This window comes from Companilactobacillus zhongbaensis (assembly GCF_003946515.1).
GTDB lineage: Bacteria > Bacillota > Bacilli > Lactobacillales > Lactobacillaceae > Companilactobacillus > Companilactobacillus zhongbaensis.
The window spans coordinates 30,338-48,921 of record NZ_RHOM01000005.1; the positions used below are offsets into that span (position 1 = coordinate 30,338).

Below are 18,584 nucleotides of genomic sequence, written 5' to 3' on the forward strand. Positions count from 1 at the left end.
AGAATAGCATGACAAAAGAAATGGTAGATGCATTAGATGCATTAGAAAAAGAAAAAGGCATCAAAAAAGACTACGTTATTGAATCACTTGAAGCAGCTTTAGTTGCAGCTTACAAACGTAACTACAATCAAGCTCAAAACGTTGAAGTTGAATTCGATGCTAAGAAGGGTAACATTCACGTTTACTCTGTTAAAGAAGTCGTTGAAGAAGTTGCTGATGACCGCCTAGAGATTTCGTTGGCTGATGCTCAAGAACAAAGTCGAGGCTATGAGATCGGTGATCATATTCGTGAGGAAGTTACTCCTAAGAACTTTGGACGAATTGCCGCTCAAACTGCTAAACAAGTAATTATGCAACGTGTCCGTGAAGCAGAACGTGATATCATCTATAATGAGTATAGTCAATATGAACACGAGATCATCCAAGGTATCGTTGAACGTAGCGACAATCGTTTCGTTTATGTAAGTTTTGGTAAGATCGAAGCTGTTATGTCTAAGTCAGACCAAATGCCAAATGAGATCTACAATCCTCGTGATCGTGTCCGCGTTTACGTAACAAAGGTAGAAAATGCTACTAAGGGACCTCAAGTCTTTGTTTCAAGAACTGATCCAAACTTAGTTAAGCGACTATTTGAACAAGAAGTTCCTGAGATTTATGATGGAACAGTTGAAATTGTTTCAATTGCACGTGAAGCGGGTGACCGTACTAAGATCGCCGTTAAATCAGATAATCCTGATATCGATCCTGTCGGTACTTGTGTTGGACCAAAGGGTGCTCGTGTTCAAGCCGTAGTTGATGAATTGAATGGTGAAAACATTGACGTGGTACCTTACGTTGATGATCCAGTAGACTACATTGCAAATGCCTTGAACCCAGCAGAAGTTATTGCTGTTCAATTTGATGATGATGACAAGCAACAATGCATGGTTATCGTGCCAGATTATCATCTATCGTTGGCCATTGGTAAAAAAGGTCAAAACGCTAGATTAGCTGCAAAGTTAACGGGCTATAAGATCGACATCAAGCCAGAATCACAAGTTGAATTCGTTGACGATAATGACCAAGACGTTGACATCGAAGACGTTGAAAATGGTGATGTTGTTACTGATGCAGATACAGATGTAAATGCAGATAAAGATGTAGCAACAGATGATACAACTGATGTTGATGATTCAGAAGCTTCAGAACAAACTGATGATTCAGACGAAACTACTGACGAATCAACTGATGAAGCAACAAATTCTGAAACACAAGAATAATTCCAAAGGGGGGCGATAGCAATGGCAACTAGAAAAGTACCAATGCGTAAAGATGTTCTTACCGAGAAGATGTATCCCAAGCGGGAAATGGTAAGGATCGTTAGAGATAAAGAAGGTAACATCTCAATTGACCCTACTGGTAAGAAGTCCGGACGTGGAGCATACGTCGGTCTTGAACCAGAAGCAGTAAAAGAAGCCAAATCAAAGAAAATTCTCGAAAAAGTTTTTTCAACGAAAGTGGCACCTGAATTTTATGATGAACTCTTCGAATTCGTAGATCATCAAAAGGCTCGGATGGATCTCTTCGGTGATTTAGGTAAGAAACATTGAAAGATGAGTTCTTAAATTTTTTAGGTATTGCATTGCGCGCCGGTAAAATGACTAGTGGAACTGACCTCACGATCAAAGGAATCCGTGACAAGTCGATAAAATTGGTTATAATGGCAAGTGACTGCAGTGAACGAACTAAAAAAACACTTAACGATAAAACTTCATATTATGAAGTACCAATAATTGATGTTTTTTCAAGTGATGAGTTAAAAAAATCAATTGGTAAGGATAGAAAAGTTATGGGTATAACTGATCTTGGAATTGCTAGAAGGTTAAAAGAAATTATGCAAAATTAAGGAGTGTGATAGGATGGCCAAAAAGAGAATCTATACTATTGCAAAAGAAAATAGTGTCGATAACCAAGTTGTATTGGATGCTGCTGCTAAATTAGGCGTTGACGTTAAAAATCATATGTCATCTGTCGACGAATCAAGTGAAAAGAAAATTGTTTCAGCTTTGAAGGGTGGAAACGCTAAGAAAGCTGAAACTAAGAATACTGCTGCTACTAATACTAGTAAGCCAGCAAATTCAAGTTCAAATAATAAGGAGAAGTCTTCCTCAGGTGATCACAAGACTAAGATCAAGATATCTGCTGTAAGACGTGATCCTAACAAGAACAACCGTGGTCATTTTGACCATAACAACCATGGTCACAATAATGGACAACACAACAATAATAATGGTGGAAACAGAAATGCTTCTAACAACCAACGTCCAAACAATAATCGACCAAACAATAACCGTAACAATAACGGTTCAAATAATCACAGCAACAATAACAACAACAGTAATAACAGCACACCAAATAACAATAGAAGTTTCCAATCACGTGACCGTCGCAACAATAACGTCAGACGTGAACAAACTGCACAAGCACCAAGACCTAGACAAAGTGCTGGAAACAAGTATCTAGAACAGTATAAGACGAACATCCAAGACGCAAGTCGTACAACAAATCGTCCTAATACAAATCGACGCAATAATTCAAGCAATAATCATAATAACAACAACCATGCTAACAATCGTTCGAACAACAATAACCGTCCAAACGATTCAAGACGATTCAATAATAATGGTGCAAACAACCATAACAACAATAACAATCGTCCAGCAGCACGTACAAATGACCGTAATACGGCAGCTGCAAAACCAAATACAACTGCAGCAAAGGCTACTCCAACTCCAAAGGTAGAAGTTCCAAAGGCAGAATACAAGAAGCCAAATAACAACAACAACCGTAATTTTGGACATAAGACTAATCTCGCAAATCCTTTCGGTACTCGTAAGAAGAAGAAGGAAAGAAAGAGACAACAACGTCAACAACGTAATGAACCTAAGAAGGTTATGCCACAAAGAAAAGAACGTCCATTACCAGAAACATTGATTTACACCGTTGGTATGAACGCTCAAGATTTAGGTAAGATCCTTCACCGTGAACCAGCTGAAATTGTTAAGAAGCTATTCATGTTAGGAATCATGATCAACCAAAACCAATCATTGGACAAAGATACGATTGAATTATTGGCTACTGATTACGGTATTAACGCTGAAGAAAAAGTTCAAGAAGACATTTCTGATATCGACAAGTACTTCGAAGCAGAGACTAAGAATACTGAAAATCAAACACCAAGACCACCAGTTGTTACTATCATGGGACACGTTGACCACGGTAAAACTACTTTGCTTGACCACTTGAGACATACTCATGTTACTGCTGGTGAAGCCGGTGGTATCACACAACATATCGGTGCTTACCAAGTAAGACTTCAAGATCGTTTGATCACATTCTTGGATACGCCAGGACATGCTGCCTTTACTAACATGCGTGCTCGTGGTGCTGATATTACTGATATCGTTGTTCTAGTTGTAGCTGCTGATGATGGTGTCATGCCACAGACTATCGAAGCTATCAACCATGCTAAGGCCGCAAACGACCCTATCATCGTTGCTGTTAACAAGATCGATAAGCCAGGTGCAAACCCACAACATGTTACAGAACAATTGATGGAATATGATTTGATCCCTGAAGATTATGGTGGGGATACTATCTTCGTTAATATTTCTGCTAAACAAGGTACTAATGTTGACCAGTTACTAGAAATGATCAACTTGGAAGCTGACGTGCTTGAACTTAAAGCTAATGCTGATCAAAAAGCTATCGGTACTGTTATCGAAGCTAAATTGGACAAGGGTCGTGGACCAGTTGCTTCACTATTAGTACAACAAGGTACACTACATGTTGGTGATCCTGTCGTTGTTGGTAACACCTATGGTCGTGTCAGAACTATGACTAATGATCACGGTAAGGAAGTTAAGAAGGCTGTTCCTTCTCAACCTATCGAGATCACTGGTTTGAATGATGTTCCTGAATCAGCTGACAAGTTTGTAGTCTTTGATGATGAAAAGACTGCTCGTGCCGCTGGTGAAGAACGTGCTAGTCGTGCTCTTCAAAAAGAACGTCAAAATACTAACCCTGTTACATTGGACAACTTGTTTGAAACAATGAAACAAGGAGAACTCAAGACTGTTGACGTTATTATTAAGGCCGACGTTCAAGGTTCTGCCGAAGCTATTGCCGGAAGTTTGAAGAAGATCGATGTTGAAGGAGTTCGTGTTAACATCATCCATCAAGCTGTTGGTGCTATCACGGAAAGTGATGTTACCTTAGCTTCAGCTTCAAATGCTATCATTATTGGATTCAACGTTAGACCTACTGCTCAGGCTCGTAGTCAAGCTAAGGAAGAAAATGTTGATATCCGACTTCACAGAGTTATTTATAAGGCAATTGATGAAATAACTGCTGCCATGAAGGGTATGCTTGAACCTGTATACGAAGAAAAAGTTACTGGTACTTTAACAGTTCGCGAAACTTACTCAGTATCTAAGATCGGTACCATCGCAGGTTGTATCGTGGATAATGGTAAGATCACAAGAGATAGTGGCGTAAGACTTATTAGAGATGGCGTTGTTAAGTATGAAGGAAAACTTGGCTCACTTAAGAGATTCAAGGATGACGTCAAAGAAGTTAAGTCAGGATTCGAATGTGGTGTTACTATTGAAAACTACAACGACATCAAGATTGGCGACGAAATCGAAGCCTATGTGATGGAAGAAGTTCCTGTCAAATAGGAGATGATATTATGAAACACCGTATTGGTAGAGTTGAACAAGAAATTCAAAAAGAAGTAAATGATATTTTGCTGAAAAGAGTCCGTGACCCTCGTGTTCAAGGCGTAACAGTTACCGGCGTAGAAATGACTGGTGACTTACAACAAGCTACTATTTTCTACAGTATTTTGTCAGAAAAAGCTAGTGACGTCGAAAAAACACAAGCAGGATTAGATAAAGCAAAAGGTTTGATCCGTGGAGAATTAGGTTCTCGACTAACTTTGTACAAAGTGCCAGAACTAGTCTTCAAACAAGATCAATCAGTTCGTTACGGTGAAAAAATCGATCAGTTGATCGCTAAGTTACACCAAGATGAACAAAATCGTTAATAAATAACAAGATTACATCTAATTGCTTTTGCCGATTAGGTGTAATTTTTGTATCCGGAGAAAAATATGAATGGTGTAGTTCCTTTTTACAAAGAACTCGGCAAAACGAGTTCCGATTATGTTTATTTATTGAGAAAAGTCTTAAAAACTAAAAAAGTCGGTCATACTGGCACTTTGGATCCATTGGTCGATGGAGTCTTACCAATTTGTGTGGGACAAGCAACGAAGTTAGTTAATACTTTGACGAACTCTCCGAAAGAATATGAAGGAGAGATCACGTTAGGGAGATCGACTACTACCGAAGATCGTGAAGGGGAAACGGTTGACCAGACTAAACTGACTGAAGCTATTTCTAAAGAAAGGCTCAAACAAGTTTTTCAAGAGATGACTGGTCCATTGGAACAAATCCCGCCGATGTTTTCAGCCGTCAAAGTTAACGGCAAGAAATTGTATGAATATGCTCGCGCGGGGATCGAGGTAGAACGCCCCGTTCGCAATATCACCATTTATGATTTTCACATTATCGGTAATCCTGAATTTGATGAGAGCACTGGTGAACAGAAATTGAAATTTCACGTCAGATGTTCAAAAGGAACTTATGTGAGAACTTTAGCGGTAGAGTTCGGTCAAAGACTGGATTTGCCAGCATTCATGTCCCAACTTACTAGAACTAAGAGTGCCGGTTATGAAATTAATGATACTTTCAAATTGTCTGAAATCGAATCCATGGTAAAATCAGGTAGTGACGATTTCATCAAAAGTATTGATGATGTCCTAAATTATCTCCCTGCACATCCACTGACGGATGAAGAATGGGATGTTAAGGTAGTCCATGGCGGCTTTTTAAGTGTTGCTGAAGCAGATAAAGATAAGTTACTACGGGTCCAAAGAGAAGGGGTCACAAAGGCAATTTATCGCTTTGACAAGGACCGTAATGTCTGGGTACCGGATATAATGTTATTACAAAATGAGTAAAGAAGATGGCTATGAAGATATTACACGTAACACATCCATTGAGAGATGACGAAATACCACAAGAAAATACAGTTTTGATCATGGGATTTTTCGACGGGGTCCATCGTGGACACCAAAAGGTTATCAAGACAGGAGTTGACTTGGCTAAGAAACACGGCTTGAAGTCTGTCTTGATAACATTTGATCGTTCACCTAGGGTAGTCTATCAAAAAGAACAAAACTTCAAATACTTGTCTACGGAAAGACGTAAGGCTGAATTGATCGAGAAATTAGGAGTCGATGAGTTGTATTTCATTACCTTCACGCCTGATTTTTCTAAACTGACGCCTCAACAATTCGTTGATGAATACATGATCGGGATGAAAGCTAAGTTTGTAGTCGGTGGCTTTGATTACACTTATGGCAAACGCGATGTGGCTAACATGCAGACTTTACCCAGCTATTCTCACGACGAATTTGAAATCGTCACGGTCCCTAAGCAAACTTTTGATGAAGAAAAAATCGGCTCGAGCTCGATCAAAGAATTAATTTTGGCTGACCAAATCGACCAAGCTAACCATTTATTGGGATACTATTATCAAAACACTGGCATCGTAGTCCACGGATTACAACGTGGCCGGACACTGGGATTTCCCACAGCTAATTTAGCCGTCGGTAAAGACGAATTGATCCCATCAATCGGTGTGTATGCGACAAGGATCCAAGTGAATGGTAAATGGTATGATTCGATGACCTCAGTAGGATACAATGTAACTTTTGCTGAGAACACGGGTGTAACTGTTGAGTGTAATATTTTTGACTTTGATGAAGATATTTACGATCAACCAGTCACGATTGAGTGGATCCATTATTTACGCGGAGAAATCAAGTTCAATGGTGCTGACGGATTAGTAGCTCAACTTCATCATGATCAAGACGATTCAAAGGCATTATTGAAAAATATTTAATAGCAATTTTGATCCTAGCATTCACTTGGATGCTGGGATTTTTATTTGTGAAAAATTTTTATTTTTTTAAATTGCATTACTTGACACATAAGGGCTAGATTGTTATATTTTACATTGTTAGCACTCCAATATGAATAGTGCTAAAAGGAGGACGGTATAATGTTATCGGAACGTCAAGATGCTATCTTGAGAGAAGTCGTGCGCATTTTTACAGATACCGGCCAGCCGGTTGGATCAAAAACATTGATGAATGCTCTACCATTTCACGTTAGTTCGGCAACAATCAGAAATGAAATGGCCACGCTAGAGGAGATAGGCTATCTCGAGAAGACTCATCTTTCCTCTGGAAGGGTCCCATCGATCAACGGCTATCGTTATTATTTGGACTACTTGGTACAACCAAGCATTGTTCCAAGAGATGTCGCCAAGAAGATCGATGAAGACTTTGGGCAGACGTATCATCAACTTGATGATATTATCGAAAGATCTGCTAAGATACTTTCACACCTAACTAGCTATACAGCTATCACCTTAGGGCCTGAAAGCAGCAAAACATTATTAACTGGATTTAGGATCGTTCCACTTAATTCCCATCAAATCATGGCAATTATTGTTACTAGTGACAACAACGTGGAAAACAATATTTACACAGTTGATGATGAATTAGACAGTTCTTTAATTGAAAAGTTTGTCAAGATCGTTAATGACAAATTAGTTGGTCAACCTTTACCTAAGGTAATAGAGATGTTACATGATGATGTACCAATCATTTTATCTAACTACATGCATTCAGCTTCAGGGTTAGTCGACATGGTCGATGATCTTTTCCAAAAGGCCGATTCAGACAAGTATTTTGTCGACGGACAATTAAACTTGTTGAATTACGCTGATAGTAATGACATGCAAGAAGTTCAATCGTTGTTTTCGATCATTAATCAAAGCAACGACTTGAAGAAACTCTTGGATCCTAGTTCATCTGAAAGTGGTATTCGAGTTAGATTAGGAAGCGAGCTGGGTTCGGATGCGTTGAAGAACTACAGTATCATCACAGCGGACTATGATGTTGGTCACCATGGTAAAGGAATAATTGCCTTGCTAGGTCCAACTACAATGCATTATTCGCAGTTGATCGGGCTACTCGGTGAATTTAGAACAGAGTTAGCTAAACGACTGATCGATTATTATTCGAGATATGATGACTCATGATATAGGAGGCTGTAATGGCAGAGAAGGAAAAAGAACAACAAGCTCAAGCTTCAGAAGAAGTTGATCCAAAAGAAACAGAAGCTAAGCAAACAAAGGATCCTCAATCAGATAAGAAAGTCGATCCACAAATTGCTGAACTTCAAAAACAAATTGAAGAACTCCAAAAGAAGAATTCTGAACTGGACGATAAATACATTCGTTCTCAAGCAGAAATTCAAAACATGGCTAATCGGCAAAAGAAAGAGGTTGCCAGCATCATCAAGTATGATGGTCAAAAATTAGCCAAAGAGATCTTGCCAGTGCTCGACAATTTAGAACGAGCATTAACTGTTGAAGTTAATGACGAAACTGGCAAGCAACTCAAAAAAGGTGTTGAAATGGTGCAACAACACATGGTCAAAGCAATTAATGATAACAACGTAACTGCTATTGATAATGTGGGCGAGAAGTTTGATCCAAATGACAGTCAAGCAGTACAAACTGTTCCTGCCGATAAGGATCATCCAGAAGACACCGTGGTCCAAGTTCTTCAAAAAGGATATAAGCTCAATGATCGAGTATTACGTCCAGCAATGGTAATCGTTGCAAAATAATTTAATTTAAAAAAAGAGGTATTTGTATATGTCTAAAGTAATCGGTATTGATTTGGGTACTACAAACTCAGCTGTAGCTGTTCTTGAAGGTGGTTCTCCCAAGATTATTGCCAACCCAGAAGGTGCAAGAACAACTCCTTCAGTAGTTGCATTCAAAGATGGTGAAATTCAAGTAGGTGAAGTTGCTAAAAGACAAGCAATCACAAACCCAGACACAGTATCATCTATTAAGAGACACATGGGTGAAGCAGGATATAAAGTAAACGTTGCTGGTAAGTCATACACACCACAAGAAATTTCTGCTATGATCCTACAATACATCAAGAAATTTTCTGAAGATTATTTAGGTGAAGAAGTTACAGATGCTGTTGTTACAGTTCCTGCATACTTCAACGATTCACAAAGACAAGCAACTAAAGATGCTGGTAAAATTGCTGGACTAAATGTTCAACGTATCGTTAACGAACCAACAGCTTCAGCATTGGCTTACGGTTTGGACAACGACAAGGGTGACGAAAAAGTTCTTGTATACGACCTTGGTGGTGGTACATTTGATGTTTCTATCCTTGAATTAGGTGATGGAGTATTCGAAGTACTTTCAACAAATGGTGATACAAAACTTGGTGGTGACGACTTTGACCAACACATCATGGATTGGTTAGTTGCCCAATTTAAAGCTAAGAACGGCGTTGACCTATCACAAGATAAGATGGCTCTTCAAAGATTGAAGGATGCTGCTGAAAAAGCTAAGAAAGACCTTTCAGGTGTTAGCCAAACTTCAATCAGTTTGCCATTTATCTCATCTGGTGCTAATGGACCACTTCACTTGGAAGAAACGTTGACACGTGCTAAGTTTGACGAATTAACTGCTGACTTAGTTGAAAGAACTAAGACACCAGTTGACAACGCACTTAAAGATGCTGGATTATCAAATGGTGACATCGATAAAGTTATCTTAAATGGTGGTTCAACACGTATCCCTGCAGTTCAAGAAGCCGTTGAAAACTGGACAGGAAAGAAACCTGACCACTCAATCAACCCTGACGAAGCTGTTGCTTTAGGTGCCGCTATTCAAGGTGGTGTTATCTCAGGTGATGTTAAGGATGTTGTCTTGCTTGATGTTACTCCATTGTCATTAGGTATCGAAACAATGGGTGGTGTATTTACTAAGTTGATCGATAGAAATACAACTATCCCAACAAGTAAATCACAAGTATTCTCAACTGCAGCAGATAACCAAAGCGCTGTTGATATTCACGTACTTCAAGGTGAACGTGCAATGGCTGCCGACAACAAGACATTAGGTCGTTTCCAATTGACAGACATTCCTGCAGCTCCTCGTGGTGTACCTCAGATCCAAGTTACATTCGATATCGATAAGAACGGTATTGTAAATGTTTCTGCTAAAGATATGGGAACAAACAAGGAACAAAAGATCACTATCAAGAGTTCATCAGGTTTGAGCGATGAAGAAATCGATCAAATGATGAAAGAAGCTAAGGAAAACGAAGCTGAAGATAATAAACGTAAAGAAGAAGTAGATGTTAAGAACGACGTTGAACAAGCATTGTTCCAAACAGACAAGACTCTTAAAGATGTCAAAGGCAAAGTTTCTGATGACGAGATCAAGAAGGCAGAAGATGCACGTGATGCCTTGAAGAAAGCTCAAGATTCTGGTGACATCGAAGAAATGAAGTCAAAACGCGATGATTTGAACAAGATCATCCAAGACTTATCAGTTAAACTTTATCAACAAGCACAACAAGCCCAAGGTGGCGCTGAAGGTGCTGCCGGTGCAGAAGGTGCAACTGGTGCTGATGGCAAAGATAAAGATGACGATAAAACCGTTGATGGAGACTTCAAAGAAGTAGATCCTGATAAGGATAAATAAGCACTCAACTTGAGACTATGACAGCCAAAACTGTTATAATCTGGTTGTTGCAATAAATTAGATTGTTGGGACAAAGAAATTTGTCCCAACTTTTATATAAAGGTGATTTTTAATGGCTGACAGAGATCCATATGACGTTTTAGGTGTCGATAAAGATGCCTCACAAGATGACATAAAGCACGCATTCAGAAAGCTTTCAAAGAAGTATCATCCAGATATTAACAAAGCTCCTGATGCTGAACAAAAATTTAAAGATATTAACGATGCATATGAAACTCTCAAAGACCCTCAAAAACGTGCTCAGTATGACCAATATGGTTCTGCTGGCATGAACGGTGGCGCTGGTCAAGGCTTCGGTGGCTTTGGTGGCGGTGGCGGCCAGGGCTTTGGTGGTTTCGAAGACATTTTCAGCCAATTCTTTGGTGGCGGTACAGCGCGTCAAAATCCTAACGCACCTCGTCAAGGTTCAGACCTTCAATACCGAATGGATTTAACTTTTGAGGAAGGTGTCTTTGGAAAGAAGACAACCATTTCATACAATCGTGAAGAAAAATGTGCTACATGTGGCGGTAACGGTGCTAAGCCAGGTACTGATCCAATCACATGTAGTAAATGTCACGGTTCCGGATACATGGAAGTAGACCGTCAAACTCCACTAGGCCGTATGCGTACTCGTGTAGTCTGCGACGTCTGTGGCGGAACTGGTAAAGAAATCAAAGAAAAGTGTGAAACTTGTCATGGTGAAGGAAAAGTTAACGAAAAGCACTCACTAGAAGTTAACGTCCCAGCCGGAGTAGAAGATGGCCAACAAATGCGTCTCGAAGGACAAGGTGAAGCAGGCGAAAACGGTGGACCATACGGTGATCTATACATCGTATTCCGTGTCTCACCAAGTAAAGAGTTCACCAGAAATGGTTCAACAATTTACGCTTCAGTAAACATCAGCTTCCCACAAGCTGCGCTAGGTGACGAAATCGATGTCAACACAGTCCACGGACCAGTAAAATTGACGATCCCAAGTGGAACACAAACCGGAACATCATTCCGACTAAAAGGAAAAGGTGCACCAGTATTAAACAGTAAAAACATCGGTGACGAAAAAGTAACAGTAAACATCGTTACACCAAGAAAACTCTCAGGCGAACAAAAAGAAGCCTTAAAGAAGTTCTCTGAAGCCGGCGGAAACAAGATCCGTGAAAAAGATAGTAACTTTTTCAATAAGATCAAAGACGCGTTTAATGGAGATTAAAACACAGAGAGCGGAGGCACACGGGTAGCTGCTGAGGATTTAAACACAGAGAGCGCAGCGAGGTTGGTCAGCTGCTGAGGATTAACGCGTGTAGTCGCACAAGGTGCGGCGAAGCCGTGCCGCGACTACATGTGTTAACCGGAGGCCGCTACCTCGCGGAGCTCGTTTCAGCATCCTTGAGGATATAAATAAAAAGCACTATCCAGTTGCAGAAAATTTAGCAAGTAAACCTAGATAGCACTAATTTATATCTTCAAAGTCGTGCCACGACACATGTGTTAACCGCAGACCACTGTGTGCCGAAATTAGTTTTCACATCCTTGATGATAAATGAAGAAATACTATTCAATCCACAGAAATCTTAGTAAGCAAGACTGAATAGCCCAATTTCCACAAGAAAAAAACCAGCACCAAAACATTTTGGTTTATCACAACACAAACCAAAAATCTCAAAATACAACAATAAAAGGTTGAGGGACAAACCTCAACCTTTTTTTGTTATAATGGTTGAGTTAAAGGAGATTCACATAAATGGATTTAGATAAATTAAAAGAACGTCAAAAACACATTCGAAACTTTTCCATTGTTGCGCATATCGACCATGGTAAATCGACGATTGCTGATCAAATTCTTGAAAAAACCAACACAATCGCTAAACGTGATATGAAAGCTCAGATCCTTGATGACATGCCACTTGAACGTGAACGTGGTATTACTATCAAGTTGAACGCGGTTGAACTGGAATATAAGGCAAATGATGGTGAAACTTACATTTTTCATTTGATTGATACCCCAGGACACGTTGACTTTTCATATGAAGTTTCACGATCATTAGCTGCCTGTGAAGGTGCTTTATTGATCGTTGATGCAGCCCAAGGTGTTGAAGCTCAAACATTAGCTAATACTTATTTAGCAATTGATAATGATTTAGAGATCGTGCCGGTCATTAATAAAATCGATCTTCCTTCAGCTGATCCAGATAAGGTCAAAGAAGAGATCGAAGAGATGATCGGTATCGATGCCGAAAGTGCCGTTTTAACTTCTGCTAAAACTGGTGTCGGTATTGATGAATTGATCGAACGGATCGTCACAGATGTCCCTGCACCACAAGGTGATATTGAAGCACCTTTGAAAGCATTGATTTTTGATTCTGTCTACGATTCATATCGTGGAGTCGTTTTAAATGTCCGTCTTTTTGAAGGTGTAGTTAAGCCTGGTGATACGATTGAGATCATGAACAATCAAAAGAAATTTGAGGTTACTGAAGTAGGTGTGATGTCACCGAAAGCCGTTCCACGTGATTACTTAATGGCTGGCGATGTGGGCTATATCACAGCAAGTATCAAGACCGTTAAAGATACTCAAGTAGGTGATACAGTTACCCTGGCTAACAATCCTACTGCTGAACCATTGACTGGTTATCGTCAAAGTACACCAATGGTTTATGCTGGTATGTATCCAGTCGACAACGGTAAGTATGAAGACTTACGTGAAGCTTTAGAGAAATTGCAATTGAACGATGCGGCCTTAGAATTCGAACCAGAAACTTCCCAAGCTTTAGGCTTTGGTTTCCGTTGTGGATTCTTAGGGTTATTGCATATGGATGTCGTTCAAGAACGACTCGAGCGAGAATTCAACTTAGACTTGATCATCACGTCGCCATCAGTTGACTATCATGTTACTAAGACTGACGGTGAAAAGATCATTGTTGATAATCCAGCTGAACTACCTGAGACTTCTGAGATCCAAGAGATCAAGGAACCTTACGTTAGAGCTGAAATAATGGTCCCTGAAGACTTTGTTGGACCAGTCATGGAACTTTGCCAACGCAAACGTGGAGAGTTCGTGACAATGGATTATTTAGACAAATATCGAGTTAATGTGATTTATAAATTACCATTGCTCGAAATAATTTTTGATTTCTTTGACGATTTAAAATCAAATACTAAAGGTTATGCTTCACTCGATTACGAAGTTGAAGACTATATGCCAAGTGACCTAGTTAAGATGGATATCTTGTTGAATGGTGAGCCAGTCGATGCACTGAGTTTCATTGTCCATCGTGACTTTGCTTATCAACGTGGACGTGACATCGTTTCGAAACTAAAAGAAGTTATCCCACGTCAGATGTTTGAGATTCCGATCCAAGCAGCCATCGGTAATAAGATCGTTGCTCGTGCGACAGTCAAAGCTTATCGAAAAGATGTTACTGCTAAACTTTATGGTGGTGACAGAACCCGTCGGGACAAGCTATTGAATAAGCAAAAAGCAGGTAAGAAACGAATGAAAGAAGTTGGAAAAGTTTCTATTCCGCAAGAAGCATTCATGTCTGTTCTAAACTTAAATCGAGGCAAAGAATCTGATTAATAATACAAAAACCGTTAATTTACAATATGTAAGTTTAACGGTTTTTTTCGATAGGTAGGGGGATTACTATGAAAATGAAAGCAGCTGTTATTGAAAAAACAGGGACTCCAGATGAAATAAAAATTGAAAAAATTGATATACCACAAATTAGTAAAAACGAAGTCCTCGTCAGAATTCACGCAGCATCGGTCAACCATGTTGACACGTTCGTACGTTCAGGAGCGTTTAAAACTAAGATGAAATATCCATTCGTTGTTGGAAGAGATGCAGTGGGGGAAATTGAAAAAATCGGTGAAAACGTTCATGGGTTTTCTATTGGCCAAAGAGTTTGGACGAATTCGATGGGGTATGATGGGCGACCTGGTATTACGAGTGAATTTTCAGCCATTCCGGCAGAGAGACTTTTTCCAAATCCTGAAGGCGTTGATGAATTGCAGTTATTAGCGTCCGTGCATTCAAGTGCTACTGCTGAAATATTATTGGATGACATTTTACGTGTGAAATCGGGTAATAAGATCTTGATCGAAGGCGCAGGGGGACACGTCGGTACAAAGTTGGTTTCTATTGCCAATATTAACGGACTAACGGTATCAACGACCAGCAATCAACGAGACTTTGATAATTTGAAAAATTTGGGAACCACATCAACTTATGATTATTCAGATCCAGTATCCGAAATTGATGAGAATTTTGATTACATAATTGATACTTCTGGTAAAAATGGGCTGCAACAAAACTTGGATCATTTAAATCAAGGAGGACAGATCGGCTTGATCACTGCCCCAAGTGATGACCATTTTGAGTTCAAAGTCAGCGATTTTTACATGAACCTAAAGCAGATCAAAGGTTTTGTGATTAGCCATGCGAATATCTCACAGATTCAAAAAGCAGGAATGTTTTTAAATCAATATTTCGGCGACAACAAATTGTTAGATGATGATTTACTAATTAAATCGCTTGATGACGTCAAATATGCCCACATTTCACTAGAAAATAACCAAAATCATCGTCAAAGGATCATTATCAAAATTCAATAATATCGAAATACTGAAATATAGTAATTATTTATATGATGTTTTAGTTAACGTTAGTAAATAATAACTAAATTTTTAGAAATGATTTTATGTAATTTAAATTTTCAAATTTCACATTCTCATAATTCTAATTTTCTTTAAATAATTGGGCTATACAATAGTTGCGGCAATTGATGTAGGCGATTAGAGAAAGGTAAGCGTTATCATCGATTTGTGATGCAAGTCACATAAAGCTGACCTTAACTTAAAAAAATACTTATAGAAATCAGTTTATTGATAACTAAAAAATTACTATAATTACTGATATTTTAGTAATAAAAGCGTTTACATTTTTTTACTATGGGTTTATAATTTATGTATTAACAAATTGATTAATAAATGTATATTTTTTGGGGGAATGTGTTATGAAGAAATACAACCTACTTTATGCTTCACTCTTAGCAATTCCAGTTGCTTTGCTCGGTGCCGGTAACGCTCAAGCTGCTGACACGAATTCTACTGATCAAACCCCAGTAGAAGATGTTGCTACTGAAACAGAACAAACAAATACTGTAGCCAATACTCAAGCTAGTCAACAAGCTCCAGAAGCTGTTGCTACGACTCAAGAACAAAATGCTCCTTTGGTAGTTGAAAATGATCCAACTGACCAAGCTGCTCAAGTTCAAGGTACTAGCGAACCAACAGTTTCATCAACAGAGCCAACAACTGGTGGTAACTATACTGAAGGAAGAGCTTATTGGATCGCTAACCCTGATTACTACATCTGGGACACTCCATACAGTGATACTTCTCAAGTAGTAGCCAAGGGTGGAGACTACACACACACTGTATTCAAAGGCTTGAACCAAGCTGCTAACGCTGAAGGTAATTTGTATGAACAAGTTACTAACAATGATAATGTAACTGGCTGGATCTACTTGCCTGCTTTGTCAGAATCTGATCCTAATGCTGCTGTAGAAGTACCAGAAGCTCCTGCAGCACCTACAGATACTTCAGCTGATGCTTCGGCCGATGCTGATGCAAGTGCAGACGCAGAAGCACCTGCAGATCCATTGGACACTATCAAAAATGCTGCTGACAAGACTGGTGATACAGCTGATTCAGTAACTAATGCTATCGACAAGACTCAAGGTTTGCTACAAGAACCTGGTAAAGTTATTACAAACGGTATTACTAATGGACTTACAAACTTGACAGACATTAACAATGCTGCCACGGGAAATGTAACATCTGTGATAGATAACTTATCGAAGACTGGTGAAAGCCTTTCAGGCTTGCACGACACTACTAAGAAATTAGTATCAGCTCCTGTTACTGATTTGAAGGATGCCGTAAACAATCTTGGTCAAACTGGCCAAGCAATCTTTGACAACGGTAAGGGTGCATTGGACAATGTACGTACTGCTGCTAAAGATGCTGCAAACGATGTAAGTAGCGTTTACGATGGCGTTACTGGCGCTGTTAAGAAAGTTGCTGGTACTGCCGGTGATGTACTTGATGGTGTTAACAGTGGTGTCAAGAAAGTTACAGATACCGTTTCAACTGTTGCTGACGGAGTACAAAAAGTCGGTGAGACTGTATCAAAAATTACTGGTGGAGTTTCTGGCCTCGTAAGTAAAGCCGGAGATGCTGTTAGTGGTTTAACTAGTGCAGGAAAGACTATTTCATCAATTGTGAGTGGTCTAACAGGTTTACTAAAATAATCGACTAAAACTAAGTCTTGAGGCGAAAAGCTTCAAGGCTTTTTTATTTGGGAAAAAATATTTTTAGGCTACAATAAGATTATTGATCAAACATTTTTAAGGAGGAATGCTGGATGAAAAATTATGATGCAATTGTTATCGGTGGAGGTCCTGCTGGTGGTGCGGCTGCCTATGGCTTAAAAGCTGCAGGAAAGACTGTTGCGATTTTTGAAGGTGATCTCTGGGGTGGAACTTGTCCCAACCGTGGCTGTGATCCTAAGAAGATGTTACTGAGTGCCGTTGAAGCCCGTGACCGGATCAAACAGTTACAAGGCAACGGCTTTTCAGAAGTTCCTTATGCTAATTGGACGGAGATGGAGCGTTTTAAGGAAACCTATACCTCAAAGGTCCCAGAAGGCACTAAAAATGGTCTTGATTCAGCAGGAATCGATACTTTTCATGGTAATGCCAGCTTTATTTCTGAAAATGAGATAAAGCTTAGATCAGAAACATTCCAAGCTGATAAATTCATTATTGCGACTGGTCAAAAACCATCGCTCTTAAATATTCCCGGATCAGATAATATGATCACGAGTAATGAATTTTTATCGATGAAAGAAATGCCTAAATCGATCACGTTCATCGGTGCAGGATATATCGCGATGGAATTAGCTAATATTGCTAGTGCAACAGGAGCAGAAGTCCACTTGATCCATCATAATGATCGTCCGCTCAAAGCTTTTGATGGTGACTTTGTTGACGATATGGTAGAACACATGAAAGCCAGTGGCATCAAATTTCACTTTAATGTGGATGTTGATGAAGTGAAAAAGACTGCTGATGGTTTATCGATCCAAGCTAAGGATTTTGAATTGAATACCGGAGCCGTAGTCTGTGCAACCGGTCGTATCCCCAACGTTGCCGAATTGAATTTAGACAAAGCTGGTGTGACTGTTGAAAAAGCAGGGATCAAGGTAAACGACAATCTCCAAACTACTAATCCTAAGATCTATGCGGTCGGAGATGTTATCGCAAAAACAGAACCGAAGTTAACGCCAGTTGCCGGTTTTGAGGCTAAATACGCGGTTCAACACATTTTGGGTAAAATCAATACTCCAATCACTTATCCAGCCATTCCAACGCTCGTCTATGGGAGCCCAAAATTAGCCAAAGTCGGTGTATCTATCCCAGAAGCTAAGGCTGACTCCGATCATTACCAAGTAAGCGAGTTTGATCTAACTAGCTGGTTCACATATCACCGCTTAAATGAACCCAAAGCGGCAGCCAAAATAGTATTGGACAAAAATAAAACAATTGTCGGAGCAACCGTGCTGACTGAGCAAGCTGATGAGCTGATCAACTTGTTGACGATTGCCATCGATAAAAAGATGGACAACAGTTCATTGAACGACTTCATCTTTGGCTATCCAACCGTTGCTAGTGACTTGCAATACTTATTTTAAAAATAGTTATCGAAACAATCGATAATTTCCAATACAAGTTGACAAAAATTAAATAGTTCACTATATTAAACGTATAGCTTTAAAGATTTGG

Annotated in this window: 15 protein-coding genes; all 15 read left to right on the top strand. The window is 39.4% G+C overall.

Features of this window, described 5'->3' with window-relative positions:
• The first annotated feature begins 8 nt into the window (after nucleotides 1-8).
• The 15 genes from nusA (at nucleotide 9) to EKM69_RS03595 (ending at nucleotide 18,493) form a co-directional block, all read left to right on the top strand.
• Nucleotides 9-1,259: a transcription termination factor NusA gene (gene nusA, locus EKM69_RS03520; RefSeq protein ID WP_125708193.1), complete on the top strand. Its 1,251-nt coding sequence runs from the start codon at nucleotides 9-11 to the stop codon at nucleotides 1,257-1,259.
• A 21-nt stretch (nucleotides 1,260-1,280) separates the two neighbouring features.
• Entirely contained in the window at nucleotides 1,281-1,589 is a 309-nt protein-coding gene (gene rnpM, locus EKM69_RS03525) for an RNase P modulator RnpM (protein ID WP_125708195.1), read from the top strand.
• A complete protein-coding gene (locus EKM69_RS03530; protein ID WP_125708197.1) occupies nucleotides 1,586-1,885 on the top strand; it encodes a L7Ae/L30e/S12e/Gadd45 family ribosomal protein in 300 nt (99 codons plus the stop codon). Before rnpM ends, EKM69_RS03530 begins: the two co-directional genes overlap by 4 nt.
• A gap of 13 nt (nucleotides 1,886-1,898) precedes the next feature.
• Nucleotides 1,899-4,718 carry a translation initiation factor IF-2 gene (infB, locus tag EKM69_RS03540; RefSeq protein ID WP_164505835.1) on the top strand — a complete coding sequence of 940 codons (2,820 nt, stop codon included), beginning with the start codon at nucleotides 1,899-1,901 and terminating at the stop codon, nucleotides 4,716-4,718.
• Nucleotides 4,719-4,729: 11 nt separating this feature from the next.
• On the top strand, nucleotides 4,730-5,086 hold the full coding sequence (gene rbfA / locus EKM69_RS03545; RefSeq protein WP_125708199.1) for a 30S ribosome-binding factor RbfA: 357 nt from the start codon (nucleotides 4,730-4,732) through the stop codon (nucleotides 5,084-5,086).
• A 66-nt stretch (nucleotides 5,087-5,152) separates the two neighbouring features.
• Nucleotides 5,153-6,061: a tRNA pseudouridine(55) synthase TruB gene (truB, locus tag EKM69_RS03550; protein WP_125708201.1), complete on the top strand. Its 909-nt coding sequence runs from the start codon at nucleotides 5,153-5,155 to the stop codon at nucleotides 6,059-6,061.
• Between the two features lie 5 nt (nucleotides 6,062-6,066).
• Nucleotides 6,067-7,008, top strand: a complete 942-nt coding sequence (ribF, locus tag EKM69_RS03555) for a riboflavin biosynthesis protein RibF (protein WP_125708203.1) — start codon at nucleotides 6,067-6,069, stop codon at nucleotides 7,006-7,008.
• Nucleotides 7,009-7,167: 159 nt separating this feature from the next.
• Nucleotides 7,168-8,214 (top strand): heat-inducible transcriptional repressor HrcA, encoded by a 1,047-nt coding sequence (gene hrcA, locus EKM69_RS03560; protein ID WP_125708205.1) that lies wholly within the window; start codon nucleotides 7,168-7,170, stop codon nucleotides 8,212-8,214.
• Between the two features lie 14 nt (nucleotides 8,215-8,228).
• Entirely contained in the window at nucleotides 8,229-8,807 is a 579-nt protein-coding gene (gene grpE, locus EKM69_RS03565; RefSeq protein WP_125708207.1) for a nucleotide exchange factor GrpE, read from the top strand.
• A 28-nt stretch (nucleotides 8,808-8,835) separates the two neighbouring features.
• Entirely contained in the window at nucleotides 8,836-10,698 is a 1,863-nt protein-coding gene (dnaK, locus tag EKM69_RS03570; RefSeq protein ID WP_164505836.1) for a molecular chaperone DnaK, read from the top strand.
• Nucleotides 10,699-10,810: 112 nt separating this feature from the next.
• On the top strand, nucleotides 10,811-11,947 hold the full coding sequence (dnaJ, locus tag EKM69_RS03575; RefSeq protein WP_125708211.1) for a molecular chaperone DnaJ: 1,137 nt from the start codon (nucleotides 10,811-10,813) through the stop codon (nucleotides 11,945-11,947).
• A 531-nt stretch (nucleotides 11,948-12,478) separates the two neighbouring features.
• Nucleotides 12,479-14,314: a translation elongation factor 4 gene (lepA, locus tag EKM69_RS03580; RefSeq protein ID WP_125708213.1), complete on the top strand. Its 1,836-nt coding sequence runs from the start codon at nucleotides 12,479-12,481 to the stop codon at nucleotides 14,312-14,314.
• 68 nt (nucleotides 14,315-14,382) lie between these two features.
• Nucleotides 14,383-15,351, top strand: coding sequence for a quinone oxidoreductase family protein (locus EKM69_RS03585; RefSeq protein WP_318530653.1), 969 nt, complete (start codon nucleotides 14,383-14,385; stop codon nucleotides 15,349-15,351).
• A gap of 401 nt (nucleotides 15,352-15,752) precedes the next feature.
• On the top strand, nucleotides 15,753-17,051 hold the full coding sequence (locus EKM69_RS03590) for a hypothetical protein (RefSeq protein WP_125708215.1): 1,299 nt from the start codon (nucleotides 15,753-15,755) through the stop codon (nucleotides 17,049-17,051).
• 113 nt (nucleotides 17,052-17,164) lie between these two features.
• Nucleotides 17,165-18,493 (top strand): dihydrolipoyl dehydrogenase family protein, encoded by a 1,329-nt coding sequence (locus EKM69_RS03595; protein WP_125708217.1) that lies wholly within the window; start codon nucleotides 17,165-17,167, stop codon nucleotides 18,491-18,493.
• Nucleotides 18,494-18,584: the final 91 nt, after the last annotated feature.